The sequence below is a fragment of the Castellaniella sp. genome (genome assembly GCF_049671645.1).
Lineage (GTDB): Bacteria > Pseudomonadota > Gammaproteobacteria > Burkholderiales > Burkholderiaceae_B > Castellaniella.
This window is the reverse complement of sequence record NZ_JBATVG010000028.1, coordinates 12,183-29,987: the sequence shown is the minus strand read 5'-3', so window position 1 is coordinate 29,987 and position 17,805 is coordinate 12,183. Positions and strand designations below refer to the sequence as shown.

Annotated in this window: 15 protein-coding genes and 2 pseudogenes; 11 read left to right on the top strand and 6 right to left on the bottom strand. The window is 57.3% G+C overall.

What is annotated here, in order from left to right; genetic code table 11:
* The first annotated feature begins 1 nt into the window (after position 1).
* Genes WBG56_RS15545 through trxB form a run of 4 tightly spaced genes read left to right on the top strand, consistent with a single transcriptional unit; the run spans position 2 to position 3,228 of the window.
* Positions 2-1,003 carry an ABC transporter substrate-binding protein gene (locus WBG56_RS15545; protein WP_424269948.1) on the top strand — a complete coding sequence of 334 codons (1,002 nt, stop codon included), beginning with the start codon at positions 2-4 and terminating at the stop codon, positions 1,001-1,003.
* A 38-nt stretch (positions 1,004-1,041) separates the two neighbouring features.
* The gene (locus tag WBG56_RS15540; RefSeq protein ID WP_424269946.1) at positions 1,042-1,365 is read left to right on the top strand and encodes a thioredoxin family protein; all 324 of its coding nucleotides are present in this window, start codon (positions 1,042-1,044) and stop codon (positions 1,363-1,365) included.
* Between the two features lie 26 nt (positions 1,366-1,391).
* Entirely contained in the window at positions 1,392-2,255 is an 864-nt protein-coding gene (locus WBG56_RS15535) for a GntR family transcriptional regulator (protein ID WP_424269944.1), read from the top strand.
* Positions 2,248-3,228 carry a thioredoxin-disulfide reductase gene (gene trxB / locus WBG56_RS15530; protein ID WP_424269943.1) on the top strand — a complete coding sequence of 327 codons (981 nt, stop codon included), beginning with the start codon at positions 2,248-2,250 and terminating at the stop codon, positions 3,226-3,228. The genes WBG56_RS15535 and trxB overlap by 8 nt, the downstream gene beginning before the upstream one ends.
* Before the next feature lie 34 nt (positions 3,229-3,262).
* On the opposite strand, the gene WBG56_RS15525 is transcribed toward trxB, so the two are convergent.
* Complete coding sequence (locus tag WBG56_RS15525; protein WP_424269942.1) at positions 3,263-3,877, bottom strand: ABC transporter ATP-binding protein; 615 nt, start codon at positions 3,875-3,877, stop codon at positions 3,263-3,265.
* A 181-nt stretch (positions 3,878-4,058) separates the two neighbouring features.
* Here WBG56_RS15525 and WBG56_RS15520 point away from each other — a divergent pair, with 181 nt between their 5' ends.
* From WBG56_RS15520 to WBG56_RS15500, 5 genes are all read left to right on the top strand, one after another.
* The gene (locus WBG56_RS15520; protein WP_424269940.1) at positions 4,059-6,947 is read left to right on the top strand and encodes an HD domain-containing phosphohydrolase; all 2,889 of its coding nucleotides are present in this window, start codon (positions 4,059-4,061) and stop codon (positions 6,945-6,947) included.
* Positions 6,944-7,528 (top strand): molybdopterin-dependent oxidoreductase, encoded by a 585-nt coding sequence (locus WBG56_RS15515; protein WP_424269938.1) that lies wholly within the window; start codon positions 6,944-6,946, stop codon positions 7,526-7,528. Before WBG56_RS15520 ends, WBG56_RS15515 begins: the two co-directional genes overlap by 4 nt.
* Before the next feature lie 11 nt (positions 7,529-7,539).
* A complete protein-coding gene (locus WBG56_RS15510) occupies positions 7,540-7,716 on the top strand; it encodes a hypothetical protein (protein WP_424269936.1) in 177 nt (58 codons plus the stop codon).
* Positions 7,717-7,863: 147 nt separating this feature from the next.
* Positions 7,864-8,178 carry a helix-turn-helix transcriptional regulator gene (locus tag WBG56_RS15505; protein WP_424270112.1) on the top strand — a complete coding sequence of 105 codons (315 nt, stop codon included), beginning with the start codon at positions 7,864-7,866 and terminating at the stop codon, positions 8,176-8,178.
* Positions 8,171-9,430: a type II toxin-antitoxin system HipA family toxin gene (locus tag WBG56_RS15500; RefSeq protein WP_424269934.1), complete on the top strand. Its 1,260-nt coding sequence runs from the start codon at positions 8,171-8,173 to the stop codon at positions 9,428-9,430. Before WBG56_RS15505 ends, WBG56_RS15500 begins: the two co-directional genes overlap by 8 nt.
* A 63-nt stretch (positions 9,431-9,493) precedes the next feature.
* Here WBG56_RS15500 and WBG56_RS15495 read toward each other — a convergent pair.
* Positions 9,494-9,865: pseudogene (locus WBG56_RS15495) on the bottom strand (helix-turn-helix domain-containing protein).
* Positions 9,866-10,321: 456 nt separating this feature from the next.
* Here WBG56_RS15495 and WBG56_RS15490 point away from each other — a divergent pair.
* The gene (locus WBG56_RS15490) at positions 10,322-10,555 is read left to right on the top strand and encodes a hypothetical protein (protein ID WP_424269932.1); all 234 of its coding nucleotides are present in this window, start codon (positions 10,322-10,324) and stop codon (positions 10,553-10,555) included.
* Between the two features lie 713 nt (positions 10,556-11,268).
* Here WBG56_RS15490 and WBG56_RS15485 read toward each other — a convergent pair.
* Together WBG56_RS15485 and WBG56_RS15480 are read right to left on the bottom strand one after the other, a co-directional pair.
* The gene (locus tag WBG56_RS15485) at positions 11,269-12,858 is read right to left on the bottom strand and encodes an LA2681 family HEPN domain-containing protein (RefSeq protein WP_424269930.1); all 1,590 of its coding nucleotides are present in this window, start codon (positions 12,856-12,858) and stop codon (positions 11,269-11,271) included.
* Between the two features lie 156 nt (positions 12,859-13,014).
* A pseudogene (locus tag WBG56_RS15480) lies at positions 13,015-13,814 on the bottom strand (IS3 family transposase); the annotation flags it as partial.
* A gap of 287 nt (positions 13,815-14,101) precedes the next feature.
* Between WBG56_RS15480 and WBG56_RS15475 the strand changes: the two are divergent.
* Positions 14,102-14,161 (top strand): hypothetical protein, encoded by a 60-nt coding sequence (locus tag WBG56_RS15475; RefSeq protein WP_424270110.1) that lies wholly within the window; start codon positions 14,102-14,104, stop codon positions 14,159-14,161.
* Positions 14,162-14,241: 80 nt separating this feature from the next.
* On the opposite strand, the gene WBG56_RS15470 is transcribed toward WBG56_RS15475, so the two are convergent.
* A complete protein-coding gene (locus tag WBG56_RS15470) occupies positions 14,242-16,389 on the bottom strand; it encodes a UvrD-helicase domain-containing protein (RefSeq protein ID WP_424269928.1) in 2,148 nt (715 codons plus the stop codon).
* A gap of 17 nt (positions 16,390-16,406) precedes the next feature.
* The gene (locus WBG56_RS15465) at positions 16,407-17,222 is read right to left on the bottom strand and encodes a hypothetical protein (protein WP_424269926.1); all 816 of its coding nucleotides are present in this window, start codon (positions 17,220-17,222) and stop codon (positions 16,407-16,409) included.
* Positions 17,223-17,805 lie beyond the last annotated feature (583 nt).

Genomic DNA, 17,805 nt, shown 5'->3' with positions numbered 1-17,805 from the left:
CATGAGAAATTTTCTGAAAAAAGCGTTGTACGCCGTCAGCTGCCTGTGCCTGGCGGCGGGGGCATCCGCGGCATCCGCCCAGACCCAGGTCAGGATCGGCAGTTCGGTGCATTCCATCTTCGCCTTGCCGATCTATTACGCCGATCAGAAGGGCCTGTTCAAGGAAGAGGGCCTGGATGTGAAGGTCAGTTTCTTTGCCGGCGGCCCGCCGGCGGTGGCGGCCTTGCTGGGCGGCTCGGTCGATTTCATCGCGGCCTCGCTCGAAAACCAGATGAAGGTCAACAAGCGCGGCGAGGACATCCGCAGCGTCATGACCGTCCAGGCGGATTTCAGCGGCGCCCTGGCCGTGCGCGAGGAGGTGGTCCGGAAGTTGGGCCGCAAGCCCACGATCGCCGACATGAAGGGTCTGCGCATCGGCACCTTGTCGCGAGGCGGCTATGCCGACATGGCGGCGCGCTATCTGTTGCAGACCGCCGGCGTGGAACCGGACAAAGACGCCACCTTGATTCCCATCCGTGGGTTCGACAAGGTCCTGGCGGCCGGAGAGGCGGGTTCCATCGATGCCGCGCTGCTCGTCGAGCCCTGGCCCACGCTGGCGGTCGAAGGCAGCAAGACGTGGGCCTATGTGGTCGACATGGCCAGCGGCGAAGGCCCCGACGTTTTCCAGGACATGGGGTACCTGACCTTCCAGACCACCGGGGCGACGCTTCAGGAACGTCCGGATGTGGTGAGCAAAGTGGTGCGGGCGATGGCCCGGGCAATGGCCGTGGCTCGAGATCCCGCGCGCCTGGATGAGCTGGTGGAGGTGGCCCTGGTCGAGTTCCCGAACTTCAAGGTCGAGGAGCTGCGTCGCAGCATTGAAAAGCAGCAGCACTCGTTCCGGCCCGCGCTCACGCCGCAGATGATCACGAAGAACATGGAGCTGCTGTTGGCCAACGATGCCATCACGCAACCCGCGCCCACCCAGGCCGAGGCCTTCGCCGAGGGGATGGCGCCGCTCTGAATGTCCCGATGCCGGCGGTAATTTTTTAAGGAATCACTATGATTTTCGACGTTGATGATATGGCCTTCGAGGCCCGTGTCCTGAAGAATCCCCTGCCGGTGCTGGTGGATTGCTGGGCGCCATCCTGCAAGCCTTGCCTGGGGATGCACCCGGTCCTTGAGGGTCTGGCCGCAGAGTACAATGGCCGCCTCGCGGTCGCCAAGATCAACATTGATGAGAATAATGCGACGATGCGGGCCTATGGTGTGCGTAGCCTGCCGACCTTGTTGCTGATCCATCAGGGGGCGGTCCTCGATAAGAAGCTGGGTGTCATGTCCGGTCCGCAGATCATGGATTGGATAGACAGCCGGCTCAGCGTATGACGCGGACGGTTCAGGACTCACTGGAGATGCCGACGTTGAACGGTCAGGATACGGAGATGCAAGAGGCTGGCGGCCTGCGTGCAGGTGAAGAGCAGCGCTTGGCGGGCGTCGAGAGAATCATTGAATCGGACCCGCTGAATCCCTCCAGCCCGGTGCCGTTGTATGCGCAACTGGCGACGCGCCTGTCGGCTTATATCACCAGCCTGGGAGAGCAGGGGGTCGGGCGCCTGTTCCCTTCCGAAAACGAGTGCATCCGGATGTTCGGAGTGAGCCGGCCGACCGTGCGCCAGGCGATCACCGAACTCATGGCCCAGGGCCTGGTGCGCAAAGAACGCGGTCGCGGGACGTTCATCTGCGAGCCCCGGATGGTCCACGACATCGCGCATATCTTCGAAGACGACATGCGCGCGGTTCACCGGACGGTGGAATTCAACCTGCTGGAGCACGGCGAGGTGCCGGTGCCGCCGGCCTTGCTGCCCATCTTCGGCAGCGGCACCGAGCGCTTGTACCGGTTCTTGCGTCTTCGGTCGGTGGCGGGCCGGGTGATGGGGCTCGAGGAACGCTTTCTGCTCACGCAGTTCAAGCATTCCCTCACGCCGAAGGTGCTCATGGAAAGCCATGTCTTTTCGATTCTCAAGCTGTGCACGCAGGCCGACGCGATTACGTCCATGAACGCGGTTCGCGCCGCCGCGCTCAATGCGCACGATGCGTCGCTGACGGGGGTGCAGGAGGGCTCCACGGCGCTGATTCGTGAAACCACGTATTTCATCGATAAGAAGGCGCCCGTGATGTACGGGGTCGTGACGTTCCTGGCCGATTTGTACCAACTTCGCTTCCAGTCAACCATCGAGTTGCGGACGAAACAGACGGAGGAAGGGCATCGTGAGTGATTTTGATGACGGCGGCCACGCGCGGCTGCTGATTCTGGGTTCGGGGCCGGCCGGCTACAGCGCCGCCGTTTATGCCGCGCGCGCCAACCTGCAGCCGGTGCTGCTGAGCGGAATGGCGCTCGGAGGACAGTTGATGACCACGACGGACGTGGACAACTGGCCGGGAGACGGCCAGGGCGTTCTCGGGCCGGATCTGATGACGCGCATGCGCGAACATGCCGAACGCTTCGGTACCCGGATCGTGCAGGACCACATCGAGTCGATCGATCTTGGGCAGCATCCCTACCGCCTTCAGGGCGAGCGAGGGGAGTACACGTGCGATGCCCTCATCGTCGCGACCGGGGCCACGGCGAAGTATCTGGACCTGCCCTCGGAACAGGCTTTTCTCGGGCGGGGGGTGTCGGCCTGCGCCACGTGCGACGGTTTCTTCTATCGGGATCAGGTCGTGGCGGTCATCGGCGGCGGAAACACGGCTGTCGAGGAAGCGCTGTATCTGTCCTCGATCGCCGCCAAGGTATGGGTCGTGCACCGGCGCGACCAATTCCGCGCCGAGCCCGTGCTGGTCGACCGATTGCAGGAGAAGGTCGCCGAAGGGCGCGTGGGCATCCTGTGGCACCACGAATTGGCCGAGGTTCTGGGCGATGACGACGGTGTGACGGGGGTGCGGCTGCGTGACAATCGCGATGGCGCGCTGGTCGAACTGGATCTGTCCGGCGTTTTCATCGCGATCGGACATGCGCCGAACACGAGTCTGTTCGAGGGAAAGCTCGAAATGCGCGGTGGCTATCTGGTGACGCGCGGCGGCCTCGATGGGCAGGCGACGGCCACCAGCGCATCCGGCATCTTCGCGGCCGGCGACGTCCAGGATCACGTGTATCGGCAGGCCATCACCAGCGCCGGCAGCGGCTGCATGGCCGCGCTGGATGCCCAACGCTGGCTGGAAGCGTCCCGGGCGGCGGCCAAAAAAACCTGACGCGGGGCCGTCGGTAGCGCGGGCCTGCCGACGGTTATCCCAGCGCCGCCACTGTCGTCACGGTGGCGCCGCAGGCCCGCACCAGTTCGGCGTCGTGGCTGGCGAAGAGCACGACGCGGTCCCGGGACCAGAGCCTGAATTGTTCGGCCAACGCGGCGCGGGCCTGCCTGTCCAGCCCGTTGCTGGGGCCGTCCGCGATGATGACGGCCGGCTCGCCCAATGCGGCGGCCGTCAGGAAGACCTTGCGACGCGTGCCTGTCGACATCTGTTCGAAGCGCTTGTCCAGATGCGGTTCCAGCCCCAATCGGCAGGCCAGGTCGAGCGCGGCGGCGTCCACGATGGCGTGTTTTTCCAGGGCGACGTGTTCCAGCAGCTCGCGCCCCGTCTGCGAAGGGAACGCCAGGCAATCGTCCGGCACGAAGGCCAGGCGCGCCCTGGCTTGCCGCGGCGCATGGGTCAGGGAATGCCCATCGACCCAGACGTCTCCCGTATCCGGTGCGATCAGGCCCGCGATGATGTTCAGCAGGCTGGATTTTCCCGTGCTGTCTTCCTCGCAGAGCGCTACGCACCCGGGCGCAAACGCATGAGTCAGCCCCTGGAATACGAGATGGTCGCCGTAGCGCTTGCCGAGATTGTCGATGCGTAGCATGCCGGCAGTGTACGCATGAACGTGGCGTGAGGCCAAGTTGATTCGGAGTATCTTGCCATGGACAGGCGGATTAACGATACTTTGAAAAGCAGCCTTTCCGTAGCACGGTGACATTCAAAGACAGGGGCGCCTGGCCGTGATCGGTCCGTGCGGCTTTCCCTGGTGAACGATGGGGAAATCCATGCCGCAAGTCCCTCGTGTGAAGCATGCGTGGCCTGTCCGGTTCGTCATTGCGGGCCTCGCGGTGGCGGCCATGGCGCTCGTCGCCGGGGCGCTGATCACGCTCAGCTGGTACGGCTCGCGGGCCATCCTGCTGGATATGGCGGCCATCACGGCGCGCGATACGGGCCAGATCGTGGCCGAGCGGGCGCGCAGCTTCGTCGAGCCTGCTTCGTTGTCGCTGCGCCTGTTGGCATTCGACCCTGTGGTCGATGCCCGGCGGCTCGATGAACGGTTGGAGCGGCGCAGTGTCCTCGCGACCGAGCTCACCGAAAATCCCCTGGTGTCGGCCATTTCCATCGGCTATGAAAACGGCGATTTTCTGTTGATGCGGGCACTGGACCGGCGCGACATCCGCGAGCGCTTCCAGGCGCCGCCCCAGGCCAATTATCTCGTGCAAGTGGTGGCGCGCGGCGATGACGGCAACAGGCACGGGCTGTTCCTGTTCTACGATGCCAAGAACGATCTGGTGATGCGCCGGCCCGAGCCCGACTATCAGTTCGACCCGCGCGCGCGGCCCTGGTATATCGGTGCGATGGATACGGTGTCCACCGTCACCTCCAGACCCTATGTCTTCTTTTCGACCCGTCAGGTGGGCATCACGCTCTCCCGCTTGTCGCACTCGGGACGGGCTATCGTGGCGGTGGATCTGGCGCTGGAAGACCTGGGCGAGGCCCTGGGCGGCTTGCGCATGACGCCCAGCGCCGAACTGGCGCTGGTGGACGAGGATGGCGCGGTGATCGGCTATCGCGACATGGGGGCGCTGCTGGTGCGCAAGGACGATTCGGATGACTTCCAGCTGCGTACTCTGGATGCCTTGGGCGTCGACGCGCTGGCGCGCCTGTGGCAGGTCGCCGACGGCGGCGGTCAGGTCGTCTCCTACGAATCCGGCGGACGTGAATGGTTCGGGGCGGCATTGCCGTTCGATGGTATCGATGGGGTGGACATGCGGCTGCTGACCGCTGCGCCCGTCGATGAGCTGCTGGGCGCGCTGACGCTCACCCGCACGCGCATGGTGCTGATGTCGGTCGTGTTGATCGTGCTGTTCCTGCCGCTCGGCTGGTGGGTCGGCAGTGCCGTAGGGCGCGCCCTGGAAGGGGTTTCGGCGCAGTCGCTGCGCATGTCCCGATTCGATTTCCGCCGCCGCAAGCATCGGTCCGTCTCCGCATTGCGCGAAGTCGAGGCCCTCAACGGCGTCATGGACAAGGTCGCGGGCTCGATGGAGGCGCTGCTTGAAATCAGCCGTGTGCTGGGCTCCGAGCCGCGGATCGAAACCATGCTTGCGCGGGTGCTGGAAAAATTCGTCCAGGCGACGCGCTGCGAAGGCGGCGCCGTCTATCTCTTTGATGGCGAGCGCCATCGCTTGACGCGCGTGGCCGCGTTCGGGGCGCAAGGCGCATTGCGGGATTCGATGAGCGCGGACGAAGGCGAAGCGATGCTGGCCGACGCCCGGGTGCGGGGCCGGGATCATCGCCGGATCGCCTTCGCATTGATCGGCCGCGACCAGCAGTCGCAGGGACTGCTGGTGCTGGTCCATGACGCGGACTGGGACCACGCTGCGCCAGAGTTCGTGGCTTTTGCCGATCGCCTGACCGGCATGTTGGCCGTGGCCATCGAGACGCGCCAGTTGATCGAGGCGCAGCGCAAGCTGTTCGAGTCCGTGACCCATATCCTGGCCGACGCCATCGATGCCAAGAGCCCGTACACGGGCGGACACTGCGAACGGGTGCCGAAGCTGGCCATCCTGCTGGCCGATCGCATGGAAACCGAGGCCAGCGGCCCCTATGCGGATTTTCACCTGAACGAAGACGAGCGCGAGGCCTTTCGCCTGGCGGCATGGCTGCACGATTGCGGCAAGGTGACGAGCCCAGAACACATCATGGACAAGGCCACCAAGCTGGAGGTCGTCTATAACCGTATCCATGAAATCCGCATGCGCTTTGAAGCGCTCTGGCGCGATGCCGAGATCGACTGCCTGCAGGCCCGGTTGCGTGGCGAGGACGCCGGCGCCGCCGAGGCCCGGCGCGACACTGTCCAGGCGCGGCTGCGCGAAGATTTCCGGTTTGTCGCGGAATGCAATATCGGCGGCGAAACCCTGTCCGACGGCGTCATCGAACGCTTGCACGCCATCGGCGCGCAGACCTGGCAGCGTTATTTTGACGATGCGCTGGGCCTGGATGCCCAGGAAAGCGCGCGGCTGACCGGCGGCCGCCTCGCGCCGCCGTCATTGCCCGCTACCGAGCCGCTGCTGGCCGACCAGCCGCGCCACATCGTCCCCTGGGACGATGCGCGGCGGCCCGCCGTGGAGCGCGACGATCCTCGCAATACGTGGGGTTTCGACATGGTCTTGCCTGAACACCGGCGCAACCTGGGCGAGCTGCACAACCTGGCCATCCGGCGCGGCACGTTGACCGATGAGGACCGCTTCACCATCAACGACCATATCGTGCAGACGCTCATCATGCTTCAGCGCCTGCCGTGGCCGCCACACCTGCGGCGGGTGCCCGACATCGCGGCCAATCACCACGAGCGCATGGACGGCGCCGGCTATCCGCGCCGCCTGCGCGGCGAACAACTTGGCACCACCGAGCGGATCATCGCGCTGGTGGACGTGTTCGAGGCCCTCACGGCGGCCGATCGTCCCTACAAGGCGCCCAAGACCCTGTCCGAGTCGCTGGGCATCATGGCGGCCATGTGCAAAGGCGGGCACCTGGACCCCGAGCTGTTCCAGTACTTCGTGCGCAGCCAAGTGTGGCTGGATTATGCGCGGGCCTTCATGCGCCCGGAGCAGATCGACGCGGTGGATGCCGAGGCGCTCGCGCGCGCCGCGAGACAGGAGGGATCTGCATGACGCCCTTCCTGCGCCGCGCGCCCAAAGCCCCGCAAGGGCGCCGTCAGCGCCGCTCGGATGGCCGGCGCCTGATGCTGCTGGGCGGACTGTATCTCGCGCTGCTCGTGGTCGTGACGGCCCTCGTCGCGGTTTTCGTCAGTCCCCGGCACGCCGTGGTTTCCGTGCAATCCGAGCCCCCCGGCAAGATCGTGCTGACGGTGGAGAGCCACGGCCGACAGACCCGGTTCGACATGCGCGCGCTAGAGGCGCTGCCGCAGCAAACCTACACAGTGACCACGCCCTGGTATCTGCGGCCCGTGTCGTTCCAGGGGCCGCTGCTGCGCGACGTGCTGGCCGCCGCCGGGGCCAGCGGCACCCGGATCGAAGCTGTCGCGGTGAACGACTATGTCGCAGCCATCCCTTTTGAAGACGCCAGAACGCTGGACGTGATCATCGCGCTGCGCATGGACGGCAAGCCCATGTCGTCGCGCGACAAGGGGCCGTTGTTCGTGGTGTACCCCTATGACCGCTTGTCGAAGGAGATGCGCGAGCGGTCTTTTGCGCGGTCGGTCTGGCAGCTGGATGGGCTCAGGGTGCGGTGAGCAACGCGTTGATGAAGCATACCCCGCCTGAACTGGCTGAGCTGGGGCTGTCCCAGTACCGACAAACGCTTTCAGGCATGAATCGCGTCATCTACGAAGTGCAAGGCGATGTACTTTACGTGCACATCGTCTGTGATACGCGCAAGGATTTGCGGTCGTTGCTGGCGACGCGATTGTTGAGCCGCTGAATCTGGCGGCATGTCACATCCGCTGGCCACTGCCAACCAATCTGGGACTATGCTGCTGGCGCGTAAGCGGGGGCATTGATGGGGCTTGCTGTTAGCACTATAGTGTTGTGAGTTAACTGGCAGAAATAGCCTATTGGACACGGTATGTTGGACTTAATTCTTAGCAAGCCAGGCGAGATCGTCAAGCGGCTCTGCGAGCGCCTACGAACGGAACGGTTGGCGCTGGAGATGACCCAGGCGGACTTGGCCGGACGGGCCGGCGTTGGCGTCAATACCGTGTCCAATCTGGAAGCTGGCCGCAATGTCGGGTTCGAGACCTTGGTTCGAGTGGCCATGGTGCTGGGCCGAACCAAAGAACTCGAAGACCTGTTCCTGCCGAAACTGGGCAGCATCGAGGACATCCGGCGTTACGAAAACAGCGCCAAGCGTCTCCGTATCAAGAGGAAGCTCAACGATGCTTGAGCAAGTGGACGTCTTCTACGAGGGCTGGGGTGAACGGTGGAGGTGGGGCGCCTTGGTCTCCACGACTGCCCTGACCGGTCGCCCGCTGATCGCGTTCGAATACAGCGATGAAGCCAAGCGCAGGGGGCTGGAGCTGTCCTCCTATACCTTGCCGCTGGAAGGCCCCCGCTTGCGTCGGGATTTTCCATTCCACCAATTGGGCTTGCCTGGGCCTGTCTATGACGCGCTGCCGGACGGGTGGGGCATGTTGTTGATGGATCGCCTGTTCAGGCGCCGTGGGCTTACGACGGCGCGCATTGGCCCGCTGGAGCGGCTGTCCTATATCGGCAGTAAGGCGATGGGCGCCCTGACGTTTGAGCCCGTGGCGCCGGAAGGGCAAGAACCGGAAGCCCACATCCCGCTGGCGCGGCTGGCCGCCGAAGTGGATGAAGTGCTTCATGGAGACGGCGGCGAATTTCTGCAGACCTTGTTGTTGGTGGGCGGTTCACCCCAGGGGGCGAGGCCCAAGGCCCTGGTGTATCGCGATCCCGAAACAGACAGCTTCACCACTGCCGCCACGCCAGGTTTTGAAGCCTGGCTGGTCAAGTTTCCAGCCAAAGACGAGCACGCCGAAGTGTGCGCGATCGAAATGGTCTACGCCCAGTGCCTGCGCTTGTGTGGCATCAAGACCCCGGATACCCAGTATTTCAGCCTGCCCAACGGGTCGGCGGCATTTGCCAGCAAGCGCTTTGATCGTCAGGGTGATTTGCGTGTGCCCATGCAAAGCCTCGCGGCCTTTACGGGCGCCGATTACCGGTCTCCCGGGGTATTGGACTACGTCAATTTCCTGCGAGCGACGCAGATTTGCACCAACGACGTGCGGGAAATGGCGGTGGCCTTCGAACGCGCCGTCTTCAATGTCGTGTTCAACAACAGAGACGATCATCCCAAGAACTTCGCCTACATCATGTCGCAAGACGGCCATTGGCGGTTGGCGCCGGCTTACGACGTGACCTTCTGCGAGGGCCCGGGCGGATATCACCAGATGGACGTGATGGGGGAAGCCCAGACGATTTCCCGCGCGAGCCTGCTTCGGCTTGCCCAGGAGGCAGAAGTGCCCCAGGATGCCGCCGGCCGGATGATTGACGTCATCTGTGGCGTGGCACGCCGGTTTACGGTCATGGCCGATGAGATGTATCCGCAGCTGATTGCTCGCGATACGCTGCGCGGGATTCAGAGCTGCATAGACCAGAACGTAGCTGGGTTAGGTTAGGGCTGGTAATCGCCAAAACGACTGGTGAGGCGGCGCCGTGACTTCAACGCCCGTTTTTCAGCTTTAGGTGTGAACAGGCGGTTGGATCAGGTTCTCCGCAGGAATGCCGAGCCCTTTGTGTAGCTTCCAGATCATCGGCAGCGTCAAGGACCGTTTGCGGTTAAGGATTTTGTATACGCGGTTTCTCTGACCGATCATGGGTTCCAGGTCTTTCGCGGTCAGCTCTGCCTATTCCATCCTGAATTTGATCGCTTCAACTGGATCCGGCAGGCCGATCGGGAAGGTCTTGGCTTCGTAGGCTTGAACGAGTGTGGTCAGGACGTCCAGGCGGTCGCCTTCGGGGGTGCCGATGTCCAGATCAATCTCTACGAGATGAGAGATTGTCTCAAGCGCGGATTCGTAGTCCGCTGCGGTGCGGATAGGGCGGATGTCCATTGTTCACTCCATTTCTACGGTTTCGGCGCTGGTCACTAGTGCGTCGCGGAGACGCAGATTCGGGGCTGTGCTCAATTTGTCCAGTTGCGCACCCGAGGCATCGGCGGAGGTGAGATTATGCTGGTTGATGATACGGCACGCCTAGATTAATTGGCCTGTAAACGCTTGATTTTCTGATCAAAAGAAAGCGTGTTTTGGTCGAATTATTTCAATCTTGAAAAACCTAACCTGTTAAGTTATGGTATGTAGGCTTTGATATGAGTAGAGTCGCTCGGTACAGGGGCATAGAGATCATTGTTCGAACAATGAGATGGGCATTGTGAGCCGCATGTGCATGCCTATCATCTTGAGCAAGGTTGGGAGTTGCGGGTTTTCTTCTCGTACGTTAGCGACCAAATCATTGAGGTTGAGCTACTGTACGGGCAGGTTCCCAAGCGAAGCGTAGTGCAAACGGTCATGAACAAAGTGATCGATCATCTGGACAAAGCTCAGGAACTCTTTTGGCAGGCCGTACAGACTGTGTGCTTAGATAATCGGCATATTATTGTAGTGAACGGCATGGCTTGGGCCGCTCAACAGAGAACGTCAGGGGCCTTGAAGGTAAAAACGGCTTATTACATGCCCGCTGTCAAATCTATTAAGGTTGATATCCACGGCGCAGTGGAAATGCTGATCGCACAGTGTCCCTAGAGGTTGATCATGAAAGTACAGCGTAAGCATACGGAGTTAAACCTTCAGGCGTATCAAGCTCTTGCGTGTTCGGAGCCTGATCTCTTACCTAACCCGTGGGCATTGGACCGGATCCGATACCTCGCCAGTGGCGGTATTCGGCGGCTTGAGCTTTCTTTCCCGGATCCTTCCGCGCCGTCACTTGTCATTCCAATTGGCAACATTCGGGAGCTGGCTTCTGCGGCGGTCAGTGACTTGCTCGATCTGCACCCTTAGCCCGGCCCGTGACACCATTGTCTCCGACACATTGGATGTCCACATCAGCGTTGAAGGGCTGATCCGGGATTTGCAACGATCCGTCGTGTTTAAGCGAATCGTTGCAACGCTATGGGGGGCTCAGGGCGGAAAAAGTGCGAGCGAGAAGAAACGAGCGGCCTCTGCTGAGAACGGTAAGAAAGGTGGGCGCCCTCGTAAAGATGTCATAGAGGATGTGCCCGCCCATCATAGGCTCCGACAGGAGGCCGCGCATATTTAGCGCCCCTTGTACTTCATGCTTTGCGGTTGAGTTGCAATGAATTTTGGAGTGCTACTAAGCGGGTTCTTATCAATGATGCGTGACTCCACGCAAATTCTTTGGGTTGTTGTCGCGGTGTGTGGCATGTGGTGAGCCCTACTGTCGCTGTGCGGTAAGTCATGGGCATGCATTTCTTGCAGGCTACGGAACCTAGGCTGGCTTAACGCGGATCGCGCCTTTTTCTTTCATCGTCGAGGCCAAAAAGCGGCATTGACCCGATGCGCTGGTCAGGGGTCATGCTTCGCTTTCTTCGCTCTTCAATACCGATTGCGAAAGATACGTAAAACAATGCGGAGCGTGCTATCTGCATGACTCGGATTGCTTTGGCTTCGAGCGCATCACTGCCAATCGCAGTGCCAAAGTCGTTATTATTAGTCTCTTTAATCATGAACGGCTTGGCCCAGCCTTCGCTGACACGTAGATATGTGTGTTCTAGCGCATTACGGATGTTATGCAGTTCTCGGGCGTCGGCTGCCGTGGTCTGTTTAAGCTGCTCGTCGAACAGCTCCTTCGATAGCCAGAAGAGACCGCGAAGTGGTAGATTGTCGCGTTTTTCAAGTTGTGGGAGTAGGCGAGCTTTGCTCTCAACCATCCAGACGTTCTTGAAGCTCACTCTGCCTGGAACTTTGCCTAGGTTCCAGTAGCGGTCAACAAGAAAGGCGACCTTATCCAGTAACGAATAAGCGACACGGAATGCCGTACGGACCCGCTCGCTCGCTAATGAGTAGAGCGGATAATCGAGAGTGTCCATAAGGGCAACGTCACGATCGGAGAAATGTACTTGTTCGCTACTCATTCCCTCGAACAGCGTGAATCGAGCGGATACATACTCCTGCTTCATCTGGTTGAAGAGACCGATAATGGGTGGGGGGAGATGTTCGTTAGGGCGATCACCAAATCTTTCGATGAGGGGCGGCAACATCAGGCTGTCCGTGGCTGCTGCAAGATGAGGGCCAAGATCGTTTAGGGGAGATAGGAAGAGGCGATGGGCAAGACACCAGCGACGATAAGCGCGCTCCGCTTTTGATTGACCCTCGTTGCCGCGATCAAGGTTCTGTAGTTTCCGAACCTCGTCGATATTGACCGCGTAAGTAAGCTCCGTTGCTCGGTTGGTAAAGTAAGAAAGAGCGGCTTGTGAGTCGACGGAATCGTAGAGTGCGTCTTTGGCTGTTGCTGCGTGAAGGCTGTCAAAAGCATGTAGGGCTAGGATCGCGCGGGCATGGTCGTCAGCAACCATGCCCGCGTAAGTTATGAGGCCATTGCCACGGTTACCACGTGCCATCGCAAAGTTTGGGATGATATGCAGGGCTGAGTCCCAGACGGCGACTGCATCGATTGAGCGGCCAACCAAGTTGAGGAGGTTCGCATGGTTGGTGAGTATTTGGCAGCGACGGATTTTGTTAAGGCTTGTGAAACCGGGGTGGTTTGACGCTCTGGATAGTGCCAGTAGTTCAGCCTGCCGTTCTGGAGCCTCCCAGGTCCAAGATTGCCGAGTATTCACAATATGGGACCGCGCTGCCCATGCGTTAGCACGGAAATATTCAACTAGCACACTATCTTTTTCGGCGAGCTTTCGTTTCGATAATTCGTCGAGTAAATAAAGTGCGCGTTTGGCACCTCGTTCGAAGGACGCATCGTGGGAGTTGTCGATCAATTCACTGATGTGTGCTAGCGCTTCGGCATCGCTCATTTTTGTGATGCTGCGCTCACAATATTTGTTCAAGTATTCGAAGTCGAGAGGTGTGGTCATGTGCACAGCTAATCTAAAGTTGGGGCTGACGGTGTGTGTGCGTTCAACACCGTGAATGTGGCATGAGCAGTGCCAGATTCTACAGTTTTCGCGCCGAGTGCGGTAGCATACGTACCTCTGACGGGGGTGTGACCTCCTTCCAAGGCATGGACAGCCCTAAGCTGGAGAATCCGACATGTTTCGGGTCGTGATGATATGCTCAGCAAACACGGCTGGCGCAGTGTCCGAAAAAACCGGGGGGGCCTGAAATAATTATAATTCTGCCTCCAGTTCTCGAGCTTCTGGCGCGCGTCGTCGAACGAAGTGAACCAGGTCACATTCAGGCATTCGTCGCGTAGGCTGCCATTGAATGACTCGATGACGGCATTATCCGTGAGCTTTCCTGGGCACGAAAAATCAAGCGTCACGGCGTTCTCATAGGCCCATTTATCGAGTACCAGAGAAACGAACTCAGGGCCGTTGTCCACTTGAATCCTCGTTGGAAAGGCCTGCCGTTGCGCGGCGACATACGCCAATACTCGAGCTACGTCGGCTCCCGTAAACGATTGCCCCACCTCGAGTGCGAGACATTCGCGCGTGAAGTTATCCACCAGCGTCAAGATCCGGAAGCAGCGTCCATCGAACAATGCGTCGGAAACGAAGTCTGTGCTCCGGCTCTGATTGGCTGCAGTCAACACGGGGTGTTCCAAGCGGTGTGCTGCCACCTTGCGCCGGCGAGGCCGCTTGGTGCGCAGATTCAGGCCTTCTTCCTTGTACAGGCGGTAGACGCGTTTGTGGTTGACCTGCCAGCCTTCACGGCGAGTCAACACGAAGATGCGCCAAAAGCCATAACGCACCCGGGTACTGGCGATCTCGTGCACACGCGCCTTCAGCGGTGCGTCAAGCACGCGAGGCTTAGGCTTCTGGTACCACCCCGACCGACACTACTGGCACACGGCACACGCCCGAACGATGCTCTGACCTTGTGACAGCTCTCCTCGACCGAGACACCCATCTGTACCCGATGCAACGCGAAGGCGATCTGCTCTGCGGTGAACTTCGTTTCCTCCCTCCTGAGGGCTTAGTGTCGCCGGATTTTGCTACTTCTGAGCAGTCCGCTTTTATGGGGGGAGGTCAGAGGCCAAAGCGGCTCGGAATCTTTCCCAGCGAATGCCTACTTGACAGGGAGGCTTACGTTCCTACTTCTGGCAATCGCTAAAAATGGGAGATTACCGAGCAGCTTCAGGTCTGTATCCGCCAGTAAATCTACTGCTACAATCGCGACCGCATCAGAACCAAACTAAAAGGCCTGAGTTCGGTGTAATACCGAACTCAGGCCTTGGCCGCCCAATCTTCAATCGGCCGACTTCTGAGGGCCAGTTTACGTTGAGGCCGTAATCTATGTTATATATTTTTAAGCAACTGAACTAGGCCTTTATCGACAGCACTTTCAACTTCCGGATGTACATCCCCTGCGTATACAAGTGTTAACCACCGCGCAGCGCGGCTGGAAGCAACATATAGCGCCGTCAGCTCCCGTATGCGGGAAAATGCGTTTTTTGCCTGCACCCCGTGCGAGGATACAACAATTACATGTGAAAACTGTGTACCACCGAGGAACTGCCACTCGCTCACAACGATTGAACGTCGAGAATATGAAAGCTTGTCAATATCGTCCAAACTGAGTACTTCTGAAATATTAGGTATTCCTGCATTTTTTAGGCCGCGAGCTAAATCGGGGGCTGCTCCATCCAAAGATATTATTGCAATCCGCGAATCACGATCAATTTTTGATAGATTATTTTGGATAATTAATTTAATTCTACTTGCAATGGAATCATGAGGCGACAGCTTTATCAAATTCGGTCGGTCTTTGTCATCCTCAACCTTCTCTATAACGAGCCCTTGAGCGTTAAGTGGAAACGCCAAATATAGGCGATACACAAAGGCAAGAATGGCTGGAGTAAATCGAACTGGGGAATTTAGCTCAATAGATTTGCGATTTACTCTTGTCGGAACATCTTTTTGCCAACTCGGTAAAATAGAGGAAAAAACGCCTTGACTCGGATCCTCCGCAGTTACAAATGCGGTGGATTCGAAGGACGACGCTAATAGAGCGACTGCAAACCTTTCTTGTGCATCAAATAGCTGAAGTTCGTCAATGAAAATAATATCAAAACCATCGCTTTCTCGTTTTACTCCCCATGCGAAGGTCTCAAGAACCTTTGTCGCATCACTCACTAATTGATCTGTGGTAATAAACTCTCGTTCGCGGAGTTGCAGAAGAAAATCCCTATAAGCAAGGAGGACTAAACCTCTGTCCCCGCGACTTGGAAAAGGAGGTAAATCATCGCTGCGTGTGCGAGAAAGGTATTCCTCCTCTTTCTTTCGATCACCGGGGATTAGTCCATCAGCGAGCAGAACGCCGTTAATTTCCTCGTATAGGTACTCCAAAAGCTCAGTCTTCGCCGTTTCGTCTCCATCCAATGCAGATCTGTGTAATGGAGAGAGATATTGAGCATCTAGCACTGCGCGATCTATTGGTGTTATTTTTTGTAGAGAATCCGAAAGGTATCCTAGCTGAAGCCTGCGTCCTGCAGTTGAATCATCTCCGAGCACCTTCAATCCTTTCAGCATAGACCCGCCGATTATATCGTTCAATATCTGCAGCAGGGGGTAGACAGTAATTCCGGTTACAGGGTTTCCAGAGTTTAAATAAGATAGCGTATCATCAATATGTTCTGCCATGGTCCAGCTGTGGGTAGCAAATAATACGCGGACAGAGCGCCCTGCATCAGCTGCCGAATGAATTTCGTGAATAGCTCTGAGGCAAAGGGCAAGCGTCTTTCCGCTTCCTGCTGGTCCTACAATACGAACGCTAGTCATTGGGGGTTGCTGAATAATCTCTTTCTGCCTGTCGTTCAAAAGAGGCAACCATTCCTCAAACGTCTTTCTGTTTCCAATAGCGGCCGAGCCAATCGCCTCAAAATCTACCCTATCAACCAATCTATTTTCTTTGTCTTTTTTTATGGCGTCTTTTCTATATTCCACGCACTCATCAACTGCGCTCCTCAGCAGAGGGACTGCTGGAGTTGAGAAATCTTCCAGGTTTTGTGTTTTCCCGGACGAGGTTAATTTGACAAAGTTAACTGCCTTCTCCGACTCTTGTAAATCGACGATCCAGCGAATCGCGTCGGGGGTATTTCTCGGGAGGGCAAAAAATGATATTAATGATTTGAAATGATATTCCGACCATGAAATTGGTAGGCGAATTGGAAATTTTCCAGTAGCCTTTAATACACGAAACACACGAGCAAAGATCTCTTGGGCGCTTGTGTCCGGCGGAAATTGCGTCAACTCGTTGACAAAGATGTTCGCATACCTGACTCCAGAAGTGTCCTTTTTGGACCAAATAACACCATAATTTCCGTATGACTTAAATACCAAGCCTTGAGGAAGGGGGGAAATAAAAGGAGGGGTTGCTATATTATTCGAGAAAGAGGCGAGAAGTTCTGCAGCCCCTTCGGTGATTGCTACATTAATTATGGTCATGCAGTTCTCTCTTCTAATTAAGAAATTTCACTTAAAAAGATATTTTTCTCTTTTTTTAACTCAGATTCATACGAATCTGGAAGTCCAATATCGGAAAATACTTGAGCTAACGTTTGTGTTAATCTATATCTCAAAACAGGGATTAATCGCCCGATTCTTCTTCCTTTTTTCTCATCTTCTTGGCTTGTTTTTAGTGAAACACTGGTGCCCTGTAGCTCACGAAGCAGTCTAAGAAAAGCAATGTTAATGTCTTTGCCAAGTCCGTTTATTCTGGGAAGCACGATACAATCTCCAGGCGGATTGTTTATAAAATTCGTTATTCTGTCTTTTGTCAGATTATTGGTTTTTGCGTTTATCGTTAGCAGTGCTTCGTCTAAAGTTTTAAATGGGTCTTTGGCAGCCACATGTCCTCGCGCTTTTCGTATTAATGAGTGCAAAGCTACGGCATCTGGTGAAGAAACTCCACTTGGCAATGAGTTAACCCCCAGCAAGGTTTCGAACGTATGCGAGGTTGGATCCGCAGCCTGCTGAGGAAGGAGGCTTTTTTGAATGGCATCTGCGAAAAGCGGAACTAGAGCGGATTCTAGTTTCTCAAGCTGCTTTGGAATATAAAATTTTTTGAAATAATCCGTCGCAGGAATGAGTGGAACCACAGTGACTCTTCCCCAGTTTTTCCCTTTTGCTAGATCGCAATCAGCGGTGACGACTATTGCTGCTTTCTTAAGGTAGTCACGATTCCCTTTCCATGCAATCACATCGCCTTGCGAAAATCGATTTTCATTGCTAGAGAAATCCAAGCAATCTATTGGGGTATTTTCAATTTTATCTTTCATGATTTATTATCTATTAACCTCAAAAATCCCATTGAATTAGCCATTTATTTCTATATATTTCGTATAACAGAATGGCTTAATAATAGAATCTATTATGCTAAAAATGCGGGAAAAAATGATTCGACTATGGAGGCTGAAATCCCTCTTATTGTATGATATTTTTAATTTAATCATTGCAAAATATGTGCCGCATGCATAGCACATCTTTCGTCGAATAGGCATTCGTCGTAACTTGCCAAGCATATCACCACAAACCGAAACGTGCCGGTTCCCCCGGATTAGCCTCGCCAATGTCTTGAGAGGGGAGGAAGCCTCCGAGTTTTTCAAACCTCACGGCGTCCGTTCGGGGATCCATCTTGCGTTACATGAAGGCTAGCTAGAGCGTTTGTGTCAGCATTAATTCATGTCCATGAACACGTATGTAGTTAACTCTCGTCAGCAGGCCGCGTCGCCGATGGCCTACCGATACCGCGCAGTTCAAGAGCGAGCTGATCACCCAGTGCCTGGAGCCGGCAGCCTCCTTGGCGGCAGTCGCCATCGGACACGACCTAACCCCCAATGCCTTACGTCACTAAATTACCCA